The sequence below is a fragment of the Ferdinandcohnia sp. GQ5 genome (assembly GCF_059759275.1).
Genome location: NZ_JCAXEW010000007.1, coordinates 168,740 through 191,373, shown reverse-complemented (window position 1 = coordinate 191,373; position 22,634 = coordinate 168,740). Strand labels below are relative to the sequence as shown.

General features: G+C 40.7%; 28 protein-coding genes. 23 read left to right on the top strand and 5 right to left on the bottom strand.

Going from position 1 to position 22,634, the window contains the following annotated elements; translation table 11 throughout:
- Positions 1–11 precede the first annotated feature (11 nt).
- Genes AC6CHV_RS10900 through AC6CHV_RS10885 form a run of 4 tightly spaced genes read right to left on the bottom strand, consistent with a single transcriptional unit; the run spans position 12 to position 3,333 of the window.
- Complete coding sequence (locus tag AC6CHV_RS10900; RefSeq protein WP_021623134.1) at positions 12–1,652, bottom strand: DUF2326 domain-containing protein; 1,641 nt, start codon at positions 1,650–1,652, stop codon at positions 12–14.
- Positions 1,630–1,869 carry an ABC-three component system middle component 7 gene (locus tag AC6CHV_RS10895; protein ID WP_021623133.1) on the bottom strand — a complete coding sequence of 80 codons (240 nt, stop codon included), beginning with the start codon at positions 1,867–1,869 and terminating at the stop codon, positions 1,630–1,632. The genes AC6CHV_RS10900 and AC6CHV_RS10895 overlap by 23 nt, the downstream gene beginning before the upstream one ends.
- Positions 1,853–3,091, bottom strand: a complete 1,239-nt coding sequence (locus AC6CHV_RS10890; protein ID WP_021623132.1) for an ABC-three component system protein — start codon at positions 3,089–3,091, stop codon at positions 1,853–1,855. Before AC6CHV_RS10890 ends, AC6CHV_RS10895 begins: the two co-directional genes overlap by 17 nt.
- 23 nt (positions 3,092–3,114) lie before the next feature.
- A complete protein-coding gene (locus AC6CHV_RS10885; RefSeq protein ID WP_021623131.1) occupies positions 3,115–3,333 on the bottom strand; it encodes a helix-turn-helix domain-containing protein in 219 nt (72 codons plus the stop codon).
- Between the two features lie 477 nt (positions 3,334–3,810).
- Between AC6CHV_RS10885 and AC6CHV_RS10880 the strand changes: the two genes are divergently transcribed.
- The 6 genes from AC6CHV_RS10880 to AC6CHV_RS10855 all read left to right on the top strand — a co-directional run bounded on the left by AC6CHV_RS10880 (position 3,811) and on the right by AC6CHV_RS10855 (position 8,596).
- Entirely contained in the window at positions 3,811–4,344 is a 534-nt protein-coding gene (locus AC6CHV_RS10880) for a sigma-70 family RNA polymerase sigma factor (RefSeq protein WP_274338058.1), read from the top strand.
- Between the two features lie 46 nt (positions 4,345–4,390).
- Complete coding sequence (locus tag AC6CHV_RS10875) at positions 4,391–4,609, top strand: hypothetical protein (protein ID WP_498078898.1); 219 nt, start codon at positions 4,391–4,393, stop codon at positions 4,607–4,609.
- Positions 4,584–4,907 (top strand): rRNA biogenesis protein rrp5, encoded by a 324-nt coding sequence (locus tag AC6CHV_RS10870; RefSeq protein ID WP_498078897.1) that lies wholly within the window; start codon positions 4,584–4,586, stop codon positions 4,905–4,907. Before AC6CHV_RS10875 ends, AC6CHV_RS10870 begins: the two co-directional genes overlap by 26 nt.
- Positions 4,900–6,036 (top strand): DUF2800 domain-containing protein, encoded by a 1,137-nt coding sequence (locus tag AC6CHV_RS10865; RefSeq protein ID WP_498078896.1) that lies wholly within the window; start codon positions 4,900–4,902, stop codon positions 6,034–6,036. The genes AC6CHV_RS10870 and AC6CHV_RS10865 overlap by 8 nt, the downstream gene beginning before the upstream one ends.
- Positions 6,037–6,040: 4 nt before the next feature.
- Positions 6,041–6,589, top strand: coding sequence for an ssDNA-binding protein (locus tag AC6CHV_RS10860; RefSeq protein ID WP_498078895.1), 549 nt, complete (start codon positions 6,041–6,043; stop codon positions 6,587–6,589).
- A gap of 72 nt (positions 6,590–6,661) precedes the next feature.
- Positions 6,662–8,596: a DNA polymerase gene (locus AC6CHV_RS10855; RefSeq protein ID WP_498078894.1), complete on the top strand. Its 1,935-nt coding sequence runs from the start codon at positions 6,662–6,664 to the stop codon at positions 8,594–8,596.
- Between the two features lie 284 nt (positions 8,597–8,880).
- On the opposite strand, the gene AC6CHV_RS10850 is transcribed toward AC6CHV_RS10855, so the two are convergent.
- Positions 8,881–9,480, bottom strand: a complete 600-nt coding sequence (locus AC6CHV_RS10850) for a TetR/AcrR family transcriptional regulator (RefSeq protein WP_015926218.1) — start codon at positions 9,478–9,480, stop codon at positions 8,881–8,883.
- Positions 9,481–9,583: 103 nt separating this feature from the next.
- Between AC6CHV_RS10850 and AC6CHV_RS10845 the strand changes: the two genes are divergently transcribed.
- The 17 genes from AC6CHV_RS10845 (at position 9,584) to AC6CHV_RS10765 (ending at position 22,602) form a co-directional block, all read left to right on the top strand.
- Positions 9,584–10,297 carry a GAP family protein gene (locus AC6CHV_RS10845; RefSeq protein ID WP_498078893.1) on the top strand — a complete coding sequence of 238 codons (714 nt, stop codon included), beginning with the start codon at positions 9,584–9,586 and terminating at the stop codon, positions 10,295–10,297.
- A gap of 25 nt (positions 10,298–10,322) precedes the next feature.
- On the top strand, positions 10,323–10,541 hold the full coding sequence (locus AC6CHV_RS10840) for a hypothetical protein (protein WP_039236448.1): 219 nt from the start codon (positions 10,323–10,325) through the stop codon (positions 10,539–10,541).
- A gap of 384 nt (positions 10,542–10,925) precedes the next feature.
- Positions 10,926–11,678, top strand: coding sequence for a phage antirepressor KilAC domain-containing protein (locus AC6CHV_RS10835; protein ID WP_498078892.1), 753 nt, complete (start codon positions 10,926–10,928; stop codon positions 11,676–11,678).
- The gene (locus AC6CHV_RS10830) at positions 11,678–12,112 is read left to right on the top strand and encodes a DUF7768 domain-containing protein (RefSeq protein WP_498078891.1); all 435 of its coding nucleotides are present in this window, start codon (positions 11,678–11,680) and stop codon (positions 12,110–12,112) included. The genes AC6CHV_RS10835 and AC6CHV_RS10830 overlap by 1 nt, the downstream gene beginning before the upstream one ends.
- Positions 12,109–14,475 carry a VapE domain-containing protein gene (locus AC6CHV_RS10825; RefSeq protein ID WP_498078890.1) on the top strand — a complete coding sequence of 789 codons (2,367 nt, stop codon included), beginning with the start codon at positions 12,109–12,111 and terminating at the stop codon, positions 14,473–14,475. Before AC6CHV_RS10830 ends, AC6CHV_RS10825 begins: the two co-directional genes overlap by 4 nt.
- Positions 14,476–14,694: 219 nt before the next feature.
- Positions 14,695–14,976 carry a VRR-NUC domain-containing protein gene (locus tag AC6CHV_RS10820; RefSeq protein ID WP_072903410.1) on the top strand — a complete coding sequence of 94 codons (282 nt, stop codon included), beginning with the start codon at positions 14,695–14,697 and terminating at the stop codon, positions 14,974–14,976.
- The gene (locus AC6CHV_RS10815; protein ID WP_498078889.1) at positions 14,957–16,318 is read left to right on the top strand and encodes an SNF2-related protein; all 1,362 of its coding nucleotides are present in this window, start codon (positions 14,957–14,959) and stop codon (positions 16,316–16,318) included. The genes AC6CHV_RS10820 and AC6CHV_RS10815 overlap by 20 nt, the downstream gene beginning before the upstream one ends.
- Positions 16,318–16,536: a hypothetical protein gene (locus tag AC6CHV_RS10810; RefSeq protein WP_254904789.1), complete on the top strand. Its 219-nt coding sequence runs from the start codon at positions 16,318–16,320 to the stop codon at positions 16,534–16,536. Before AC6CHV_RS10815 ends, AC6CHV_RS10810 begins: the two co-directional genes overlap by 1 nt.
- Positions 16,533–16,943, top strand: coding sequence for a DUF1492 domain-containing protein (locus AC6CHV_RS10805; RefSeq protein ID WP_035150326.1), 411 nt, complete (start codon positions 16,533–16,535; stop codon positions 16,941–16,943). The genes AC6CHV_RS10810 and AC6CHV_RS10805 overlap by 4 nt, the downstream gene beginning before the upstream one ends.
- 154 nt (positions 16,944–17,097) lie before the next feature.
- Positions 17,098–17,457 carry an HNH endonuclease gene (locus AC6CHV_RS10800; protein ID WP_048718009.1) on the top strand — a complete coding sequence of 120 codons (360 nt, stop codon included), beginning with the start codon at positions 17,098–17,100 and terminating at the stop codon, positions 17,455–17,457.
- A gap of 110 nt (positions 17,458–17,567) precedes the next feature.
- Complete coding sequence (locus AC6CHV_RS10795; RefSeq protein ID WP_001029957.1) at positions 17,568–18,119, top strand: P27 family phage terminase small subunit; 552 nt, start codon at positions 17,568–17,570, stop codon at positions 18,117–18,119.
- 20 nt (positions 18,120–18,139) lie between these two features.
- Entirely contained in the window at positions 18,140–19,315 is a 1,176-nt protein-coding gene (gene metK, locus AC6CHV_RS10790; RefSeq protein WP_498078888.1) for a methionine adenosyltransferase, read from the top strand.
- Positions 19,296–20,552 (top strand): site-specific DNA-methyltransferase, encoded by a 1,257-nt coding sequence (locus AC6CHV_RS10785; protein ID WP_276105245.1) that lies wholly within the window; start codon positions 19,296–19,298, stop codon positions 20,550–20,552. The genes metK and AC6CHV_RS10785 overlap by 20 nt, the downstream gene beginning before the upstream one ends.
- Positions 20,553–20,652: 100 nt before the next feature.
- Entirely contained in the window at positions 20,653–20,841 is a 189-nt protein-coding gene (locus AC6CHV_RS10780; protein WP_498078887.1) for a hypothetical protein, read from the top strand.
- A gap of 98 nt (positions 20,842–20,939) precedes the next feature.
- Positions 20,940–21,344, top strand: a complete 405-nt coding sequence (locus AC6CHV_RS10775; RefSeq protein WP_498078886.1) for a hypothetical protein — start codon at positions 20,940–20,942, stop codon at positions 21,342–21,344.
- Positions 21,341–21,568, top strand: a complete 228-nt coding sequence (locus AC6CHV_RS10770; protein WP_498078885.1) for a DUF4314 domain-containing protein — start codon at positions 21,341–21,343, stop codon at positions 21,566–21,568. The genes AC6CHV_RS10775 and AC6CHV_RS10770 overlap by 4 nt, the downstream gene beginning before the upstream one ends.
- Before the next feature lie 134 nt (positions 21,569–21,702).
- Positions 21,703–22,602: an amidoligase family protein gene (locus tag AC6CHV_RS10765; protein WP_498078884.1), complete on the top strand. Its 900-nt coding sequence runs from the start codon at positions 21,703–21,705 to the stop codon at positions 22,600–22,602.
- Positions 22,603–22,634: the final 32 nt, after the last annotated feature.

Genomic DNA, 22,634 nt, shown 5'->3' with positions numbered 1-22,634 from the left:
ATCCTCCTATGTTAATAATCATTCGATTCGTATTTACTCCACGAACGACCAAATAATTCATTTCCGTCCGATAAGCGTAAGATTGCTGTCGATTCTAAAATTTTATGAGCCTTTGTAGTTGTAGAGTCAGCTTTATCAAATGCAATAAAAACCTGACGTCTACTAGCCTGATAACGCTCCAATATGCGTTCCAGATGAACATCCTCGATACGCTTTAAAATATTTGAATCATGGATAAGTGCAGGGATAGGCCGTAATTCAAGTATGCTTAAATCGTACACAACAAGGCTTTTGTATGCTGTTCCCTCACTTGTATTGCTAGGTGTTTCAAAGATGATTCCCTTTTGGGGAGTAATATACAAAAGAGGAGCGGTCTCCTGTCTCTCAGTTACTACGCCATTTATTATTTCCATGCGCAGATTTATGTCATCTTGTATTTCCTCCAACTTTTCTGTTTGTTGCAACAACAGTTGTTCAAGTATTTGTTCCGATTCAGCTCGTGTTTCTTGAAGTTCCTTTTGATGAATTAACTCAGCTGTTTCTTCTTCAAGTTTATCGATGCTTTTAGACACATTAACACACTGGGATAGTACCCTCTCAGACATCTCTTTTGCAAGACCAGATTCTTCAATTTTTCGATTAAGGCGCGTAATCTCTTTGTCATATTCACCGATTAGTGGTTGTAATCGCTCGATTTCCTCATCCATTTCTTCACTTAGAATTTCTCTGATTTTTTTATGAAAATATTCAATCTCTTCAAAAGCCTTTAAATTAGTGTTTGGGAAAAAATGTACCAAGGAATCAAATTCACTTGCGGTGTCGACTTTGTTTTCAGCAATATTGTTCTTTATAGCATTTAGCTGTGATTGGAGGCGATTACGCTTGCGAACAAAGATATTCAACTCTTTTTGGATTGCTGAAATTCGTTCAAACGTTTGAGTGTCAAATCCGAACAATGCTAATTGAGCTTCTTCACTATTTTTCATTAGCTTTTGAAGTCTATTCCTCAACGACTCTATTGTTTTTTGGTTACTTTCAATTTTCTCTATATCCACTTTCTGGCGCTGACGTGACTTAAGTTGTGATGATTTAATTCCGAGTTCTTCCTCCATACTTTTTATAGAAGCAAGAATTCTGTAATGCCCAAATAGCTTTAATAGAAAATCTACAGCTTTTTCATCCTGCTCACGTGGTTTTACCAGCAACGGATACTTTTCAAGTGTATTTTCACGACCATAGATACGGAAAAAACGCTCGGTTATTTCTGAAAATGTAAGGGCAGGAAGCTCAATTTTATATTCCTGAAACAGAAATTTCCGAAAATCTTCTAGCGATAATTTTGTAATGAATCGGCCCTCTTCATCGCTTCGATATACGTTTTTAGGATCATCCGTACTTCTATAGAAATAGTATGGCTGTTCATCAAACTCGAAAGTGAAATAGATGATATGCGAACCCATTTCCTTTTTTATATCATCAGTTAGGGAGTAATAGCTTTCACCGCCGAATACATAATCTATAATCCATAGAAATGTTGATTTTCCGATTGCGTTGCTACCGCCTGCGCTACCTAAAACTGTATTTAGGCCTGAATTAAACCGGATAACTCGATGATCCGGTGCAAATTTATCACACTGAATTTCCTTTAACATAGCGAAGCACCCTCCCTTCCTCAATTAATTCAATTTTACCTAATGCAAACAAGCAATTTAAAGCACTCAGGAAATCAGCCATGTCCTTTTTACGAAAAGTTGTTATTTCAAACAATTCTTTAGGGGACATGTCCTGTTGTGCCAATGCCTCTAAGATATCTGGGAACAGAGCAATAACGCTATTAGTATAGGGAATTACTTTATTTGGTAATCTCATCGAACACCTCACACCTTTGTACGAAGTAGGAGATTATAATCTCACACGCACCTCTATATTTGCGGCCTGTCTTTTCAAACAATGTTTCAACAAGCAGATAGTAAATTTCGCTTTGCGATATATGTGATTCACTTGCATCTTCATACATCCGCCTAACATTTCTAGCAAATTTATCAACGTTTAAACTGTTTTCTCCTGCAAGCCTATATAATGAATCGTTGACCCCTTCATATAACTGCCGAACATCTCCGAGCACCCGGTCTTTCAACCGTTTTTCGGTAATTTTATTTTCTACCTTAACAGGTTCGATTTTTAACTGTGTATCATCGGTTACATCCATTAAATCGACTTCCCGAAGTACTTGTTCAATTTGCTTCTCTATTACATATCGTGAAGTAGCATCTCTTGCCATCATAAGATTTTCCAAGTCACGCTTGTCCGAGAGTAAAGCCAATTTCTCTTCTTCGGAGGCACTTTGCATTTCACGTTCACAATCAACACATAGAACCACTTCATCAGTTTCTGAAAGGCGAACGACCTTAGCGTAGTTAATGTCGTTGCCTTCTTTTTTTATACCTAAAACTCTTCCGCACTTTTGGCATTTGCCCCCTGTTTCTGCAAGCAATACGAGGGAGTGGGCATCAATCGCAATTTCGTAAGCAGTCTTTGGAGTCAAATTACTATATGTATTAATAAGGCTTATGTCTAATCTTTTATCTTCAAAGGACTGTATGTATTCATTTGTTATCTCGCGAACACTACTTTCACAATTTCGATTTTCGACGTTAAGCACTGTATAAAGTAGGATGCCTGCAAGAAAGTCCTCTAATACAAAGGCATTACGCTTTATGATATCTTCCTTTGTCATGCTGTTTACTAATTCAACAACTGTATCAGGCTTGATAGAGTCATCAGATGCAATAATGTCCTTCAAGGCTAAAACGATTAGATTTCTCTTATTACTATCCAACATCTGGAGAATGTTTTGCTTAAAGTAATCTGAGATAGCATGAGGGTCTGCACCAGGAGCGGTATCGGTTACTATAGGGGATAAATTCTTTTTACCTAGTATTAAATCTGAAACGGTACCATCTTCTCCACTAATATCATAGGTAGGCGCAATAGAAAGCAGCATGGTACCACACAATCGTTTTTGTGAAATTCTTTTAGCCTTGCATCTCTTTAAAATTGTTGCAAAAGTACCAAAGCATAACTTTTTCATACATTGCGCCTCCTTCAATAGTTTTATTTCTTCGGAGTATCATCATCGATGTAGTCAACGATATCGCCTATGTTAACTTCAAGAGCTTTACATATTCTTCCTAACACATCCATGCTTACCGGTAAATCTTTCCCCATTTTTGCTAACGTTGTTGAAGTTAAATTTGTTCTTTCCATTAAATCCTTTTTCAACATCTTTTTATCAATTAAAAGTTTCCATAGTTTATTATAACTAAATGCCATTTTTAACGCCCTCCAAGCACTATTGGATGGTTTTTATTAATGCGTATTTACTATTATAGCAATTTACTAAGCGTGTTTCAATCAATAATCTAAAAATACTAAGTATTTCTTTACGAATGCTTAGTTTTTTGTCGTGGTGAAAATGAAAAAGATTTGCGGAGTATCAGCAGAGTGTCAGCTGAGGATTTCAGATGCCCAAATTAATAAAATTTAAATAGATGGTAAGACAAGCTTACTTTTAGCAAAAAAGAAAAACTCGTTCGCTTACCAGCTATAAAAATATCAAATGCCTGATTTGCAATAAGGGCAAAGGATACATATTGTTACGTTTCAGTCCGTTAAGGATTGTTATGCGTTGCAATAGAAGTACCTTACCTTGTTGCGCTCATTTTCAGGACAAAGGGTCTGTGTACTTCGAGGCACAGACCTATTTTTGTATCCTTTGCCGCCAATGCAGTCCGGCGGAAAGGATGCAAAATGAAAATTAGAATTATGTACGACAACAAACCTACCTATTTGGAGGTACCAGACGAGGACTTTACCTTAATGATTGATGCAGATTACGAGGACAGGCTATCCTGTGCCGAAGATAAGGAAACGGTAACTCGTCGTTCACCACAGGAGATTATGGACGAGCGTTTTAACAAGCCCGACTACAATAACTGGCACAAGTTTGATAGAAACAGAGGGATGCCAAAGAAGCCATTCCGTAAAGATGACCAAGCTGTAGATGAAACCGATCATATGGACTATTTCTCTGATAACACACATGAAGAGACTCGTGAGAAAAAAGAAGAATATGAGTATTGCTGTGAGATTATTCGTACCATTCTTAAGCCGAAACATTCAGAACCTTTTATTGCTGTATATCTTGATGGCATGTCAATGACCGACTATGCAAAAAGTGTGGGTGTAAGTAAAAGTGCTATTTCACATCGTTTAAATACAGCTAAGAAGAATTTCAAAAAAGTTTTTCCAGAATCCTCAACTTTCCCCTCTTGCCACGGCTAATAGATAGAGGGCAGTACATAAACGCTCTCGGAAAGAGGTGAAGAACATGAAACACAACTTGAAAATCAGTGTTTCAAAAACTCCACAGTCTGGCGGGATTGTAACTTGCCGTAATGTCACCATAAGGGGGCGTTTCCTTTGTTTCTTACTTGGTGATAAGCAGAAACTGACTATCCTTGTTCCGGGTGACACCGTACAGGAACTCGCCATCAGTGAGATTAAGGAGGGAGGATTAAACCATGAGCAAAATCAAACTACTTCTTAATGTGGTTTCTGATATGCGCTCTTTGGCAGACAGTATACAAGCGGTTGCTGATGCGATGGCGAGCAATGAACCTGTCGAAGCAAAAGAACCGACGACAACTGTAAAAGAGCCTGAACCAAAGAAAAAGGAAATCACTCTAGAGGAAGTCAGAGCAAAACTCGCTGAGAAGAGTCAAGCTGGTCTTACTGACCAGGTGAGAGAAATCATCCAAAAATACGGTGGCTCTAAGTTAAGCGAAGTTGACCCAAAACATTATGCAGATATGTTGAAAGATGCGGAGGTACTAGGTAATGAGTGATCACGCAGTACTTTCCGCATCGGGGTCCCATAGGTGGTTGAATTGCCTTCCATCTGCAAGATTGGAACTGGAGTTTGAAAATAGAGAATCCAATGCAGCCGCTGAAGGCACCGCCGCCCATGCTCTCTGTGAACATAAACTTAAAAAAGCACTTCACATGAGAAGTAAGCGTCCTGTTTCATCTTATAACACCGATGAGATGGAAGAACACAGCGATGCCTATGTTGAATTTGTAATGGAGCAGTTTGAACTGGCGAAACAAAGCTGTACCGACCCGTTAATACTTATTGAACAACGTCTTGACTTTTCCTGTTATGTACCACAGGGGTTCGGAACTGGTGACTGCATCATTATTGGAGATAAAAAGCTTCATATTATCGATTTTAAGTACGGCATGGGTGTGTTGGTAAATGCGGTGGATAATCCGCAGATGAAATTATATGCCCTTGGTGCTTTGGAAATCTACGATAGCCTGTATGATATCGAGGAGGTTTCCATGACCATCTTCCAACCCCGCAGGGAAAATGTCAGCACATGGACAATCCCGGTAAAGGAATTAAAAGACTGGGCAGAAAATGAACTGAAACCAAAGGCGAAAAAGGCCTATGAAGGCGAAGGTGACTATCTTCCAGGTGAATGGTGTACTTTCTGTCGAGCGGCTGTCAAATGCCGTGCAAGGGCAGAAGAAAAGCTGAAATTAGCGCAGATGGAATTTAAACTGCCACCCTTACTTACGGAATCTGAAATTGAGGAAGTTCTCTCTAAATTGTCCGACATTACAAAGTGGGCCAATGAAATTATTGGTTATGCCACGGATGCTGCCGTTAATCACGGGAAAGAGTGGCACGGTTTTAAGGTAGTCGAGGGCAGGTCTGTCCGCAAATATAAGGACGAAGAAGCTGTGGCTGAAGCGGCCAAGGCAAACGGATATAAGGATATCTATCGTCAGAGTCTCATTACCCTAACGGAAATGCAGAAACTGATGGGGAAATCAAAATTTCAAGAAATCCTCGGTGGTCTCATACATAAACCACCAGGTAAGCCAACGCTGGTTCCACTTTCAGATAAGCGGCCAGCTATGAATATATCAAACGTAAAAAACGAGTTTAACGAGATAACGGAGGAATAGGAATATGAATAATCAAAACAGAACAAAGGTTGTTACAAGAGTCAACACACGTCTTAGCTATTTTCACGGTTGGGAACCGGTATCCATCAATGGCGGAGCGGAAAAGTACAGCGTATCTGTATTGATTCCCAAGACAGATAAGGAAACTATCAATGCTATCAATGCAGCAGTAGATGCAGCCATTGAAGAGGGCATTGCAAAGTTTGGTGGTAAAAAGCCGAATAAGGCGGCTATCAAACTGCCACTTCGTGATGGTGATGTAGAACGTGATGATGAGGCTTATAAAGGGCATTATTTTGTAAATGCCAACAGCAAGACGCCACCCCAAATAGTAGATAAAGCGGTTAGACCTATCTTGGATCGCAACGAGGTTTACAGCGGTTGTTATGCAAGAGTATCCCTAAATTTCTATGCTTTTAACTCTAATGGCAATAAGGGTGTAGCATGTGGTCTTGGCAACATCCAGAAGATAAGAGATGGAGAGCCTTTAGGTGGAAGGACCAATGCAGCTGATGACTTCACAACTATTGATGATGATGATTTTCTAGCATAAGGAATAAATACAGACGAGGTGGTGGAGGTTGTTCTTCTGCCACCTCGTCTGTATTGGAAAGGGCGGTAATATATGAATTCTATTTCTATTGATATTGAAACATTTAGTAGTGCCAACCTTCAAAAGTCTGGAGTTTACCGTTATGCAGAGAGTGATGATTTTGAAATTCTACTATTTGGTTATTCGGTGGATGGCGGTGAAGTACAGGTGGTTGACCTTGTCAGTGGGGAGGATATCCCCGATGAAATCATAAACGCACTTATGGATGAATCCGTTACCAAGTGGGCTTTCAATGCAATGTTTGAGCGTGTGTGTCTATCAAAATGGCTTAACCTTGCAGATTATCTTGATCCTGCATCCTGGAAATGTTCCATGATATGGTCGGCATATATGGGATTACCTCTTTCTTTAGAGGGAGTTGGTGCAGTTCTAGGTTTGGAGAAACAAAAGTTAACAGAGGGTAAAGACCTCATTAAATATTTCTGTACACCTTGCTCCCCTACTAAATCAAATGGTGGTCGAGTTCGTAATCTGCCAGAACATGACATGGATAAATGGGAGCGGTTTAAAGCATATAACCTTCGTGATGTGGAAGCCGAGATGTCTATACAACAGAAATTATCTAAGTTTCCGATGCCTGAGAACATCTGGGAGGAATATCATCTCGATCAAGAAATCAATGATCGTGGCATTGCCATTGACATGACTTTCGTAAAACAGGCTGTTGCAATAGATGAACATTCCCGTGAAAAGCTAATGGCTTTAATGCAGGATATAACCAATTTGGAGAATCCAAATTCTGTACAACAAATGAAAGACTGGCTTGCCGATAATGGGCTAGAAACAGATACTCTTGGTAAAAAAGCGGTTGCTGAGATGTTAAAGACGGCTCCTGAACCACTAGGTACTGTTTTGGAACTTCGTCAGCAACTTGCGAAATCATCGGTGAAAAAATACACGGCAATGGAGAATGCGGTATGTAGTGACGGTCGTGCAAGAGGAATGTTCCAGTTTTACGGAGCCAACAGAACTGGCAGATTCTCTGGCAGGCTGATTCAACTACAAAATCTCCCCCAAAACCATATGTCCGATTTAGAACAGGCTCGAGCTTTGGTTCGAAGCGGAAACTTTGATGCACTTACTTTACTTTATGATTCAATCCCAGAGGTACTGTCGGAACTTATCCGTACAGCTTTTATACCCCAAGATGGCATGAAGTTCATTGTGGCAGATTTTTCAGCGATTGAGGCTCGCGTCATTGCATGGCTTGCAGGTGAGAAATGGAGAATGGATGTATTCCAAAAGGGCGGTGACATCTACTGTGCCAGTGCCTCTCAGATGTTTAATGTACCGGTTGAAAAGCATGGTGTGAATGGTCACCTTCGACAGAAAGGGAAAATTGCGGAACTTGCCCTCGGTTATGGTGGATCTGTTGGAGCATTAAAATCAATGGGTGCTTTAGAGATGGAAATTGAAGAAGAGGAACTTCAGCCTCTTGTAACGGCTTGGAGACAATCCAATCCCAATATCACAAAACTCTGGTGGGATGTTGACCGAGCAGTAAAAACTTGTGTTAAGCAAAAAACTCCCACAGAGACACACGGCATTAAATTTATCTATCAAAGTGGAATGCTCTTCATTGTCCTCCCTTCTGGCAGACGGCTTGCCTATGTGAAACCTAGTATGGGAGAGAATATGTTTGGCGGTGAGTCGGTTACTTATGAAGGGGTCGGTGGGACGAAAAAATGGGATAGAATCGAAAGCTATGGACCCAAATTTGTAGAGAATATTGTTCAGGCAATCAGTCGTGACATCTTGTGTCATGCCATGCAGACATTAAAGAATTGTTCCATTGTGGCTCATGTACACGATGAAATTATCATCGAGGCAGATATTGGGACGTCACTTTCCGCAATTTGTGAACAGATGGCTAAGATACCAACATGGGCAAATGGCCTGTTGCTTAGTGCTGATGGTTATGAGTGTCAGTTTTATCAAAAAGATTAAATTAATTGGTAATCGGATAATCGTGTGGGAGGAGGTTAAAAGACCTTCAATTTTTAAATAATGAAAACAGGATAGCACTTATTTTATGACCGGTACGTGCTATCTTGTTTGTTTAATAAACGCTCCATTTTTGTGGAATAAAGGGTTAAAATTCGAATCTTGAAGAAATATAGTGAAAGAACCGATTTTGACTCCTCTCTCTATAAAGTTAATAATAAATCATGGGGTAAGACTAAGTCTATTAAAAACACATGGGACAATAATTGATACATCGACCGATTAGCTTAATTGATTTTATTGCAGAGTGTCTCTAAATGATAACGAATAACTTCCTTCACCTTTTCTGGAGAGTATACATCAGGTCTTAATAAAGCATGAATCGACAATCCCTCTATTAATGCCGTTAACCTACTCTTTTCTAATTCTGCATTCATTGAATCTGATAATACGCCTTTTAGAGCTAAGATTTCAATCATTGAATTTGCTAATTCATATGTACCGTCCGTCATTTCATCTTTTTTGTCCTTTATTGTATCACTTGTAAGTGAACGTAATGCAAGAATCCACCAAACACTCGTTTCAATTTTCTTTTCTTCATCTATTGGTACTAGCTCTAATAAAACTTCTTCTACTGCCTGCACTGGGTTTTCTGACCATTCTTTATTTTGAGAACGTTTTTTCCCTTCTTCTAAGTAGTAATTCATAATAAATAATAACATTTCATCTTGAGTTGAAAAATAATGTCTTAACGCACCAGAAGACATCCCTGCCTCAGCTGCAACTCTTCGTATAGACGCTTTCTCAACCCCTTCTTTCCTAATAATATTCCATGCAGCCTCAGCAATTTGTTTGCGCTTTTCATCATGATCAACAATTTTTGGCATTATAAAAATCACTTCCTTTATTTAGCACAGTGTGTTATTATCTTTTTATAGCACGATGTGTTAAATAGATAATACCACAACATTTAAAGGAGGACTAGTTTGTTTGATCGAAACTATTGAAGCATTGATGCCTTCTTCATCATTAGACATTTCTTCAGCATTAATGATTATTTTTTTGTGTGCTTTAATTGATATTTTAAGTCCCGGTGTACTGACTGTAACAGCCTATTTATTACTGACACAACCGAATCAGTTATCTTCTCGTTTATTTGTGTTTTTATTCATCACGCAGTTAGGCTATTTCATCACGGGTTTATTACTCTACTTTGGTGGAAATTCATTATTGAAGAGAATAGAACAATTGTCTCAGTTTGACTTTATCAATTGGTTTTATATCCTACTTGGAGCAGTTCTTGTTCTAATAAGCTTCAGTAAACCAAAAGAGACTACAAAAAAACGTTTAATTTCATTTATCCCCAAAAATACAACTATTAAAGGGATGATTATATTAGGGATCATTGTTTTCCTAATTGAATTTGTAACGGCACTGCCTTACTTTTATTCAATCTTTTTAATGTATCATCAAACAATTGAGACTACACCTGCTATCTTAATAATTATTGGATACAATCTAGTAATGGTGCTTCCTTCTCTATTACTATTAGGGGTTAATATTATATTTAAAGAAAGGTTGCAACAAATTCTTGTTAAAATGAGGTCAAAATTAAATGAAGCTCCAATCTCTTCACTCTTGGTAGCGACAGGAGTCATAGGTGCAGTTTTTTTAAATATCGGTCTTAGAGGCATATTAAATTAGAAAAAATATTAAAGAGGTGTTCATCATGAAAGAAATTATCAGTGGACTCAGCCTACTTTTTATTATTCAGGGAGTAGGAGGATTAATCAATCATTTGACTAATGGAGGAAAAAGTTGGTTTTTAGTAAATTATATTGATGCGTTTCAAGGGTTGGAAATCGTTTTGGACATTGTATTTATTGCAGTTGGTGGGATCATAGCTTTAGCCACTCGTAAAATAACATCAAGTAAAAGCGATAAGTGAACGATGCAAAAATAAAAAATACAGAGTGAGAATTTCTCGCTCTGTATTTTTTATTTTAATTGATTCTCCTCAGACTCTACCAACCTTACTCACCTAGGTCATAGATAAAATATGATACCAAAATGACTGTTTTTCTCTTTTCCTATTAGCCCCAAATCACTATAGGCCTATTACTGTTTACGTTACCATTTCTTGTTTATCAATCTAGTCCGTTTGTTAAAGTAGAAAATTACTAATCAACTGTTAAATCTATTTTACATACTCAAATTCCGAAAAACAATCGGATGTATAATTTATTTTTTTTAAAATCCTCAACAATCATTACCTCCTGTGGCTATTAGGTAGAGGAACTTTCCTCTGACTATATTGCAGGAGGTAATTCGTATGGACGAATTAGTAAAAATCAATTATGAAAATCAACGACCAACCGTACTCGGTCGTGATTTACATGAAGCCTTGGAAGTAAAGACCGCTTATAAAGATTGGTTTCCAAGAATGTGTGAGTACGGATTTGAGGAAGGATCAGACTTTAGCTCATTTTTGAGCGAAAGTACTGGAGGCAGACCAAGCATTGACCATCAGTTAACAATTGACATGGCAAAAGAGCTATGCATGATACAGCGTACTCCAAAAGGGAAAGAGTGTCGCCAATACTTTCTTGAAATAGAAAGAAGATGGAATTCCCCAGAAGCAATCATGGCAAGGGCACTTCAGATTGCTAATCAACAGCTAACTCAAGTAAGGAAACAAAATAAAGTGCTTGAAGGTACGATTGCCGTTCAAAATCAGCAAATTGCAGAAATGAAACCGAAAGTCTCTTATTACGATGTGGTTTTAAATTGTAAAGACCTCATTTCTACTTCAGCAATTGCTAAAGATTACGGCAAGTCAGCTATTTGGATGAACCGCTATCTTAATAAAAAGGGTGTCCAGTTTAAACAAGGCGGCATTTGGCTTTTATATCAGAGGTATGCAGAAAAAGGTTACACCAGCACTAAGACACATAGCTACCTTGGCAGTAACGGTCAACAGCATACAAAGGTCCATACATACTGGACTCAAAAAGGCAGACTCTTCATTTACGAACTGATGAAGGCAGACGGTATTTTGCCTCAGATAGAAATGGAGTGTGCGTAATGGGAATCAACAAATTCAATCACGAAGGATACCATGACCCAACTCCCCATGAAGCACTGACCAACATAATGAAAAAGGAAAAGGCAGAGAAAAAATCTGCCTTTAAGCCGCTTATATATATCTGTTCTCCCTACTCTGGTGATGTAGAAGGAAACGTTGAAAAGGCTCGCAGTTTTTGTAGGTTTGCCTTAGACCAAAACTGTATCCCGATTGCTCCCCATCTTATGTTTCCTCAGTTTATGGATGATGAGAACCCAAAGGAACGGGAGCTTGCCATATTCATGGACATTGTGCTCATGGGCAAATGCTCCGAGGTGTGGGTGCTGGGCAATACCATCTCAACCGGTATGGCAAGGGAGATTGAAGTTGCCAAGAAACGCAGACAAACGGTCAGATATTTTAACCCGGAGCATGAGGAGGTTGAAAGCTTATGAAAATTGCAGTGGGCAATAGCCGGATGGATAGAAAATGGAAAAACAAAGATATCTCCTGGGAGGATTTTTGCTCCCGTGTAAAGACGACGCAACGCACCACGGAAACAGTAGAAGAATATCGGAAGTTAAAAAAGGGTCAACAAGATGATATCAAAGACGTGGGCGGCTTTGTCGGAGGACATTTAAAAGAAGGAAGGCGAAAGAAGGGCAATGTTATCTGCCGTTCTTTGCTTACCCTTGATATGGATTACGGTAGACCAGATATTTGGGAACAAATCAGCATGCTTTTCGATTTCAAATGTTGCGTTTACTCCACCCATAAGCACACACCAGAAAATCCGAGACTTAGACTTATCGTTCCCCTTGCTCGTGAGATCAGCGAAGAGGAATATGCAGCTGTTGGACGTATGGTGGCAAAAGAAATTGGGATTGACCTTTTCGATGATACGACATATGAAGCGCATCGCCTTATGTATTGGCCATCCACTTCCTCTAACGGTGAATTTGTCTACGAAGAGCAGGATGGAGCATTACTTAACCCAGATATTTATCTTTCAAAATATGAAAACTGGCGAGATACATCGACTTGGCCCGTATCAAGCAGGCAGTCTGAAGTTATTAATCGCAGTCTTAAAGAACAAGCAGATCCGCTTTTAAAGGAAGGTGTGGTAGGAACATTCTGTCGTGCCTACTCTGTTCGTGAAGCAATTGATAAATTTTTAGGAGCAGTTTATGAACCATCTGCTATGGAAGGACGCTATGACTATATTCCAGCTGACAGTAGTGCGGGTGTGATTATCTATGATGATAAATTCGCATACAGCCACCATGCCACCGACCCAGCAAGTGGTCTGCTCCTCAATGCTTTTGACCTCGTTCGTATTCATAAATTCGGCTCTTTAGATGAGAGAGCTTCCACTACTACGGCTCCTGGCAGGATGCCGTCTTTTGTGGCAATGTGCGAGTTTGCTATAAAAGATGAAGCGGTGAAAGCTGAGTTTGCTAAGGAAAGGCAGGCCCAGGCTGAAGAGGAGTTTAGTGATGAGGATTGGCAGACGGGATTGGAATTGGATAAGCAAGGTCGGATAAAAGACACTTTGGACAATATCGTCTTGATTATTCGTCATGATAAGGAATTACAGCATATCGCTTTCAACTGCCACCGTGATGGTATTGATGCCAAAGGTGGTCTGCCTTGGGACCAGATTAAGGCGGGCTGGAATGATTCGGACAATGCACTGCTGAAGGTGTACTTAAGTGGCAAATACGGAGTTTATTCGCCTACCAAGACCAAGGATGCTGTGTTAGCGGTAGCGGCTGAACGAGCCTACCATCCTGTTAAGGAGTACCTAGACTCCCTGCCAAAATGGGATGGTATTAGTCGAGTAGAAAATCTGCTTATTGATTATTTCGGTGCAACAGATAATTCCTACACAAAGGCAATTATTCGCAAAACGATGGTTGCAGCGGTAGCCCGTATTTATAGACCAGGCACAAAGTTTGATAGTGTTCTTATCTTAAACGGTCCTCAAGGCATCGGTAAGTCAACTTTCTTTGCCATGCTTGCAGGGGATTGGTTTTCAGACAGTTTAACTCTCACGGACATGAAAGATAAATCTGGGGCTGAAAAACTTCAGGGATATTGGTTGTTGGAACTCGGTGAGCTTGCTGGGATGCGTAAGACGGATGTGGAGATTGTGAAGTCCTTTATTTCGAGGGCGGACGATAAGTACCGTGCCAGTTATGGAGTTAACGTGGAAAGCCATCCCCGGCAATGCGTAATTGTAGGTTCTACTAATGCGGAAAGCGGTTTTCTTCGTGATATTACGGGCAACCGCAGATTTTGGCCAGTCCGCATTAGCGGTAACGGTAAAAAGAAAGCTTGGCAGATGACCAAAGAGGAAGTACAGCAGATTTGGGCCGAGGCACTAGTGCTATATGAGAAGGGCGAAAAACTCTACCTTGAAGGTGATGATGTATCCATGGCAACTAGTGAACAGGCAGATGCTATGGAAACAGATGAACGAGAAGGACTGGTTCGTACTTACTTGGATACGCTCTTGCCGGATGATTGGGACACGATGTCTTTGTACGAGCGTAGAAATTTCCTCGGCGGTAGCGAATTTGACGGCGGCACCCGTGTTGGAACAGTAAAAAGAACCCTTGTTTGCAATATGGAAATTTGGTGTGAGTGTTTCGGTAAAGAGGCATCAATGCTAAAACCATCAGATTCCTATGCCATCGGTGCCATTATGAGAAAGATCAGTGAGTGGAACAAGTACACTGGGAACAAGAATGGTGTTGTGGCGTTTCCTATCTATGGAAAGCAACGAGCTTATTCCCGAGTCGAGGAACAACGCTAAGTTGTACCTTACCTTGTTCCCATACTGGTTCTTTCCCTAAAGCTAGTAATGATAAGGAAAATCAACGGTTTGGAACAAGTGGAACAAGAAGTATCCTATTTATTTATAAATAGTAAAAAGAAGTAATAGTAGCCTGTGCATACACGCATACGCGCACGTATAGGAAAATTGGGTCAAAGTTGTTTTCTTGTTCCGAGCCTTTTTATATGGGAGGTATTTATGCTTGAAAAGTATATAGAAAAGAAACTGGTAGCGGAGGTAAAAAAGATGGGAGGCATTGCGGCGAAGTTTGTTAGTCCAGGTTTAGATGGGATGCCAGACCGCCTAGTACTTTTACCACATGGGAAGATGGCTTTTATAGAATTAAAGGCTCCCGGAAAGAAACCTCGTCCGTTACAGATCAGAAGAATAAGGCAATTACAGAAGTTAGGCTTTACCTGCTATGTCATTGATGATGTTAAGCAGATTGGAGGGGTACTGGGTGAAATACAATCCTCATAAATATCAGACCTATGCAACGAATTTCATTCTAGAGCATCCCATAGCCGCGGTGTTTTTAGAAATGGGTCTTGGCAAAAGCGTCATTACTCTAACGGCTATTTTTGACTTATGTCTTGATCGTTTTGAAATTGGAAAGGTTCTGGTCATTGCTCCACTTCGAGTAGCAAGGGATACTTGGCCAGCTGAGATAAATAAGTGGGAGCATTTAAAAGGACTGGAGTTTTCGGTAGCCATCGGCACAGAACAGGAGCGATTGGCGGCTCTTAGAAAACCTGCAAGTGTCTATCTTATAAATAGAGAAAATGTTGACTGGTTGGTAAACAAAAGTGGCATCCCTTTTGATTATGACATGGTGGTCATCGATGAGCTATCATCCTTTAAGTCCTATGGTGCAAAAAGATTTAAAAGTTTACTTAAAATCAGACCAAGGGCAAAACGGATTGTGGGTCTTACGGGTACACCTTCCAGTAATGGGTTAATGGATTTGTGGGCAGAGTTTCGTATTCTCGACATGGGTAAAAGACTCGGCAGGTACATAACTCACTACCGCAATTCCTTTTTTACACCAGATAAACGCAATCAACAAATCGTATTTTCATATAAACCCTTGCCAGGTGCTGAAGATGCCATATATCGGCTCATTTCGGATATCACCATTTCCATGAAATCAGTGGATTTTCTGAAAATGCCAGAATGCATGATCAATGAAGTGCCTGTGTATCTAAATGACAAAGAACAATCCGTATATGATCGCTTTCGTGAAGAAATGGTTCTTGAGCTTGCCAATGAGGAGATTGATGCCATGAATGCAGCAGTCCTTTCTGGTAAACTCCTGCAAATGGCAAACGGTGCTGTCTATGATGATGATAGAAATACTCATATTATTCATGACCGCAAGCTGGATGCTCTTGAAGATTTAATCGAAGGTGCAAACGGCAAACCTGTCCTTATTGCATATTGGTATAATCACGATTTAGAGCGTATTAAAGGAAGATTTAATGTTAGAGAAATTAAAACATCCAAGGATATCAAGGACTGGAACAACGGTGATATTTCTGTGGCGGTTATCCATCCTGCATCAGCAGGACACGGTCTCAATTTACAAAGTGGTGGTTCAACACTTATCTGGTTTGGTCTTACTTGGAGTCTGGAACTCTATCAGCAAACAAATGCAAGACTTTGGAGACAAGGACAAAATGAAACGGTGGTTATCCATCACATTATTACTAAAGGCACGATTGATGAAGATGTGATGAGAGCCTTGAAACGAAAGGAAAAGACACAGTCCGATCTTATAAATGCTGTCAAAGCAAATCTGGGGAAAGCGAGGGATGTTGTATGATGGATGCATTTGAAAAACTGGCAAATGCCATTATTCTACAGGCGGTCAAGGATTATCGTTTTGCTTTGAAAAGACTAGCAAAATACCCTCGCAATGATTCTGCTAGATATACGAAACGTGAGATTGAGCGTTTCTTTCATTCCGGGTATTTCAATACCCTGACATCCCTCGATCCTGAGATGCTAATTAAAAAGCTACATGAGGAGGTGGTGCGATGACGGCAAAGGAATTCTTGAAACAAGCTTATCGCTTAAACGAGCTAATTAATTCCGATCTTGAGGAGTTGCAAAATCTAAGGGAACTCTCAAGAAGTGTTTCATCTCCTGTTCTTGAGGAAAAAGTCAGTAAAACAAAAAGTACTGATCCACCTTTTGAAAAATATGTGATAAGAATAGTAGATTTGGAGAAGCAGATACAACAAGAGGTGGAACGTTTAATAAAGCTTAAGTCAGATATTCGTGAAGCGATTAACCAGATGGAAAACGTGGATGAAAAGCTGCTTCTTCGCTACCGCTACATTAACTTTCTTAACTGGGAAGAAATTTGTGTCAACCTTAATGTTTCTATGAGAACAGTGCATAGACTTCACTCATCAGCCTTGCAGCATTTAAAGGTGCCTAAATAAAAGTTGGCACACTTTGGCACAGGTTGGCATACGATGACACTGTTAGTCCGTAGTGAAAGTTATATAATGGTAGTATGGAATATTGGCAAACAGAAGCCTTCACGGGAGCATTTCTCCTGCGAGGGCTTTTTCTATGGGCAAAAGGAGGTGTAGTATGCCAAGGAAACCTAAGCGACCATGCTCTTACCCTGGTTGTCCAGAGCTGACTGACAGACGTTTTTGTGAAGAACATGCTAAAAAGGAAGCCGCACGGTATGAAAAGTATGACCGCGATCCAGCAACTCGTAAGCGATATGGTCGTGCATGGAAAAGAATACGTGACCGCTACATTGCGGCTCATCCTCTTTGCGAGGAGTGTAAACGACAAGGAAAGCTGACCCCAGCAACCGAGGTGCATCACATTCTTCCTCTTGCAAGAGGTGGAACCCATGATAGAAGCAATCTGATGTCCCTTTGTACTTCCTGTCACTCTACCATCACTGCAAAAGATGGAGACCGTTGGGGAACCCGGTAGGGGGAGTCAAATCTCCACAGCTTTTAGATGTGCAACGGGCGCGGGGCAACGCGTGAAAATTCGCGGTTTCAAACAGGGTAATAGGCCCATCGATGAAAAGAGGTGAGTGAATGGCCAAGGATGGAACAAATCGTGGTGGCGCCCGTATAGGCTCTGGTCAAAAGAAAAAACCACTTGCTGACAAAATTGCAGAGGGAAATCCCGGTAAAAGAAAGCTTGAAGTCGTTGAGTTCCAAAATACCGCTGACCTGAAGGGGCAAGAAATGCCAAAGCCAATGGCCATGCTCTCCGCAGTTCAAAAGGATGGGAAAACCCTAGTAGCAAGTGAAATCTATGAGATTACATGGAAATGGCTTGAGGAACGTGGCTGTGCCCATTTGGTACTTCCACAGCTTCTAGAGCGTTATGCCATGAGTGCGGCCAGATGGATACAGTGTGAGGAAGCAGTAACTGAGTTTGGCTTTCTAGCCAAGCACCCAACCACCGGCAATGCTATTCAAAGTCCATATGTAGCGATGAGTCAGAACTTTATGAGTCAGACAAATAGGCTATGGATGGAGATATATCAAATCGTTCGAGAGAATTGTGCTACAGAGTATTCTGGTTTAAATCCACAGGACGACGTGATGGAGCGACTGCTATCTGCCCGCAGAGGAAAATAAAGATAAGGAGATATGATGTAATGAGTAAAAGATACTTAACAGCAGAAAGTGTATGCGCCGGACATCCTGATAAACTATGCGACATCATAGCAGATAGCATTTTGGAAGCTTGCCTACGTAAAGATAGGGCATCAAGGGTGGCTTGCGAGGTTATGGCGACTAAAGGAAAAATTATCGTGGCGGGCGAGATCTCCTGCAGCGAGAAAATCGACATCCGATACATTGTTAGAAATGTCCTAAAAGAGATTGGATACAACCCTCTAAAATTTTTGATTTATGTATATGTACATAGTCAAAGTGTAGATATTGCAGCTGGTGTGAATACCGCACTGGAAGTACGAAATGGAATAAACGAACAGTACGGTTCCATAGGTGCTGGAGACCAGGGAACTATGTATGGCTATGCTACAAAGGAAACAAGGGAAATGCTTCCCTTACCACTTGTACTATCCCACAGAATCGTAAAAAGACTGGATGATTGTCGCAAAGGAAAATTAATAAAAGGCATTCTTCCCGATGGTAAAGCACAGGTGACGGTGGAATATGATGATGACACTCCAGTAAGAATAAAGACAATCGTAATTTCGGTACAGCATGATAAGAATAAAACACAGGAAGAACTTGAGGCAGACATCCTTAACAATGTCTTATGGCAGTGTTTTGAGGACTTCCCTTTTGATGATGAAACAGAACTTCTCGTCAATCCATCTGGTCAGTTCGTTCTTGGTGGCCCCGCTGCCGATACGGGTTTGACCGGAAGAAAAATCATGGTCGACACCTATGGAGGGCTTGCATCTCATGGAGGTGGTGCTCTTTGTGGTAAAGACCCAACCAAAGTTGACCGAAGCGGTGCTTACATGGCTCGGTATATTGCCAAGCATATTGTTTGGTGTGGTTATGCAAAGAAGTGTGAAGTGAGTATTTCCTATGCCATTGGTAAGGCAAATCCGGTAGCCTTTACTGTAAATACCCTTGGAACTGGAACTGTTTCTGATGAAATATTAACTATTGCAGCTCAGGAGACTTTCAACTTAAGACCTGCAGCCATCATTGAAAAGCTCCGTCTCAGAAATGTGATTTACTCTGACACCGCGGCTTATGGTCACTTTAATAGTTGTCTGTTCCCGTGGGAGGATGTAAATAAATACAGTGAATTTAGAAAGGCGGTGGAAAAGTATGTTGATAGAGAAGATTAAAACGAAACAACTCAACCCCGCTGAGTATAACCCAAGGAAGGATTTGAAACCGGGTGATTCAGAATATGAGAAACTTAAACGTTCCCTTGAGGAGTTTGGGTATGTAGAACCCGTTATATGGAATAAGACTACAGGCAGAGTCATCGGAGGTCATCAGCGTTTGAAAGTCCTGCTGAGTATGGGTATGGATGAAATAGAATGCGTAGTAGTTGAAATGGATGAGCAAAAGGAAAAGGCTCTGAATATTGCACTAAATAAAATAAGTGGCGATTGGGATAAAGATAAATTGGCACTTCTTATCACAGACCTAAATGCTTCTGATTTTGATGTATCTCTAACAGGATTTGATCCAGGAGAGTTGGAGGATCTTTTCAAAGATTCCCTTAAGGATAATATAAAAGAAGATGATTTTGATGTAGACAGCGAGCTGAAAAAGCCCGCTGTTTCGCATTTAGGGGATGTTTGGATACTTGGACAGCATCGATTAGTCTGCGGAGACAGTACAAAGAAAGACACCTTTGATGTCTTAATGGATGGGAAAGCTGCCAATCTGGTAGTTACGGACCCTCCATATAACGTCAACTATGAAGGCACTGCTGGAAAAATCAAAAATGACAATATGGCGAATGAAGCGTTCTATGATTTCCTGCTTGCGGCATTTCAAAACACCGAGGCAGCGATGGCAAAGGACGCTTCTATTTATGTATTCCATGCTGATACGGAAGGACTCAATTTTAGAAGAGCATTCTCCGATGCAGGATTTTATCTTTCTGGTACTTGTATATGGAAAAAGCAGTCCCTTGTTCTCGGTCGCTCTCCTTATCAGTGGCAACATGAACCTGTACTCTTTGGATGGAAAAGGAAAGGCAAGCATCTCTGGTATTCAGACCGTAAGCAGACCACCATCTGGGAGTTTGAGAAACCGAAGAAAAACGGCGACCACCCAACCATGAAACCAGTGGCACTTGTGGCATACCCCATTATGAATTCGAGCCTTAGTAACTGTATCGTGCTTGATCCCTTTGGAGGTTCAGGAAGTACACTGATTGCCTGTGAGCAGACAGATAGAATTTGTTACACCATTGAACTGGATGAAAAGTACTGCGATGTCATCGTGAAAAGGTATATTGAGCAGGTGGGAAATTCTGATGGTGTGTTTCTTTTAAGAGATGGTTCAAAATTTAGATATGGTGACCTGCCAAATGTTGATTTATCTACACAAAATACCGCCGATTAATAGAACAGTATTTTCTACAGAAAGATGCTCTAAATGACTTGATAATAACAGCTTTTAGAGTGATATATGTACGTACCGAAAATAGAAAGGCGGTATGAAAATGAAGATTAACTATAATGTTACAGGACCAAAAAGAAAAGCACTGGTTAACGCGATCAGCCAAGAACTGAATGTTCCTGTTAAATACCTCGGTGCACCTACATTTGCATATGAGGTGGCTGACTACAATATTGACAAAAACGGAGTACTCAGTGGGCCAGATAATTCTGAACTGGTTGGTGACTACTGAGACTTCACGACTTCAGGTCAATTTCAGAAGAATTTGAGACACCATTTCAGAAAACAGAAGCTACTGAAACTGAAGAAGCTATCAATCTGGTAATTCAAATGCCACGGGCAGATTTTACTGACACGGCCCTTGAGAACTTAAAAGGATTGGTAGAGAGTAAAGAAGCTCTTATAAAGACAGCACTTGATACGGACTCCATTCCAATCAATGTAACTGAAGAATTTGTCGCCTTCCCTTGGTTTCAAGGTGAGTGCTCAGCAGAAGAAGTTAAGGCATACACCCATTTTATAACAGCACTTTGCGAAATGGCGAAAAAACAGACCCGCGTCAACTCCACCGAGAAATCAGTAGAGAATGAAAAGTACGCTTTCCGTTGCTTCCTTCTCAGGCTTGGCTTCATCGGCTCAGAATATAAAACGGAACGAAAGATTCTCCTCTCTAAGCTATCAGGTAGCTCTGCTTTCAAAAGCGGGGCAGCCAAGCAGGAGGTGAGTGAACAATGAATATCATTCACCCAGAAATGTTAAAGCAACTTAGAAGCTATTACACTCCAGGAACCCGTGTCATGCTACTTAGAATGAACGACCCATATACAAAACTTCAACCCGGAGATAAAGGTACGGTTACTAGTGTTGATGACATCGGAACGATTCACGTCAGTTGGGATTCCGGTGGTTCCCTTGGAGTGGCCTTTGGTGAGGATTTATGCAAGAAAATCGAAGAGTAACCATACACATTTTGAGCCAAATATGGCAGCAAATATGTAGATTTATATTGCGAAATTGTCTTGCTATAAAAGCCTTTTAGAGTGATATATGTACATGCCGAAAGGACACACACACTTTAGAAGGAGCAAGAAAAATGTTAAACGCAAAATTTGGAATCGAAATCGAGTTCACAGGAATCACAAGGGAAAGAGCAGCAAAGGTTGTTACTGAATTTCTACAAGGCAATTACAGTGAAGGCGGTACTTACTACGACACCAAGAAGGTAAAAACACCGGACGGTCGGGTATGGAAGTTCATGAGCGACGGGAGCATCCACTGCCAACGAAAAGAAGGCGGAAGAAAGGTAGCCGCTGGCAGAGAGTACAGCGTCGAGTTGGTCAGCCCCATCCTCACCTACCAAGAGGACATTGAAACATTACAAGAACTGGTGAGAAAGCTACGCAAAGCTGGAGCCTTTACAAATACATCTTGCGGCATTCACATTCATCTAGACGGTGCTAAGCATACACCGAGAAGTATTCGAAACTTTGTAAATATCATCGCAAGCAAGAACGACTTATTTTACAAAGCACTTCAAATTGCACCGCAGAGAATGAACTACTGCAAAAGGATGGACAGCATTCTGGTTGAGAAGATGAACCTCAGGAAGCCTAAAACTTTGAGAGAAATTGAGGATATTTGGTACGAGGGCTACAGCGAAAGTAGAAGCACCCACTATCATAATAGCCGCTACCACTTCCTCAACCTTCACAGCTTTTTTACTCGAAACCATACAGTTGAACTTCGAGGGTTTAACAGCGAGCTTCATGCTGGAAAGATAAGAAGCTACATTGTTCTGGCACTCGCCATTAACCACCAAGCCCTAACACAAAAGTGTGCATCGTCAAAGAAACCTCAGGTGGAGAACGAGAAATTTGCCATGAGAACTTACCTAAACCGTATTGGTTTTATCGGCGACGAATTTGCAAACTGCAGAGAGCATTTAACCGCAGCACTTTCGGGTTCAGCTGCATGGCGGTTTCGGGCGGCCTGAACTGCCCCTAACCCCCAAAGCTAAGAAGGAGG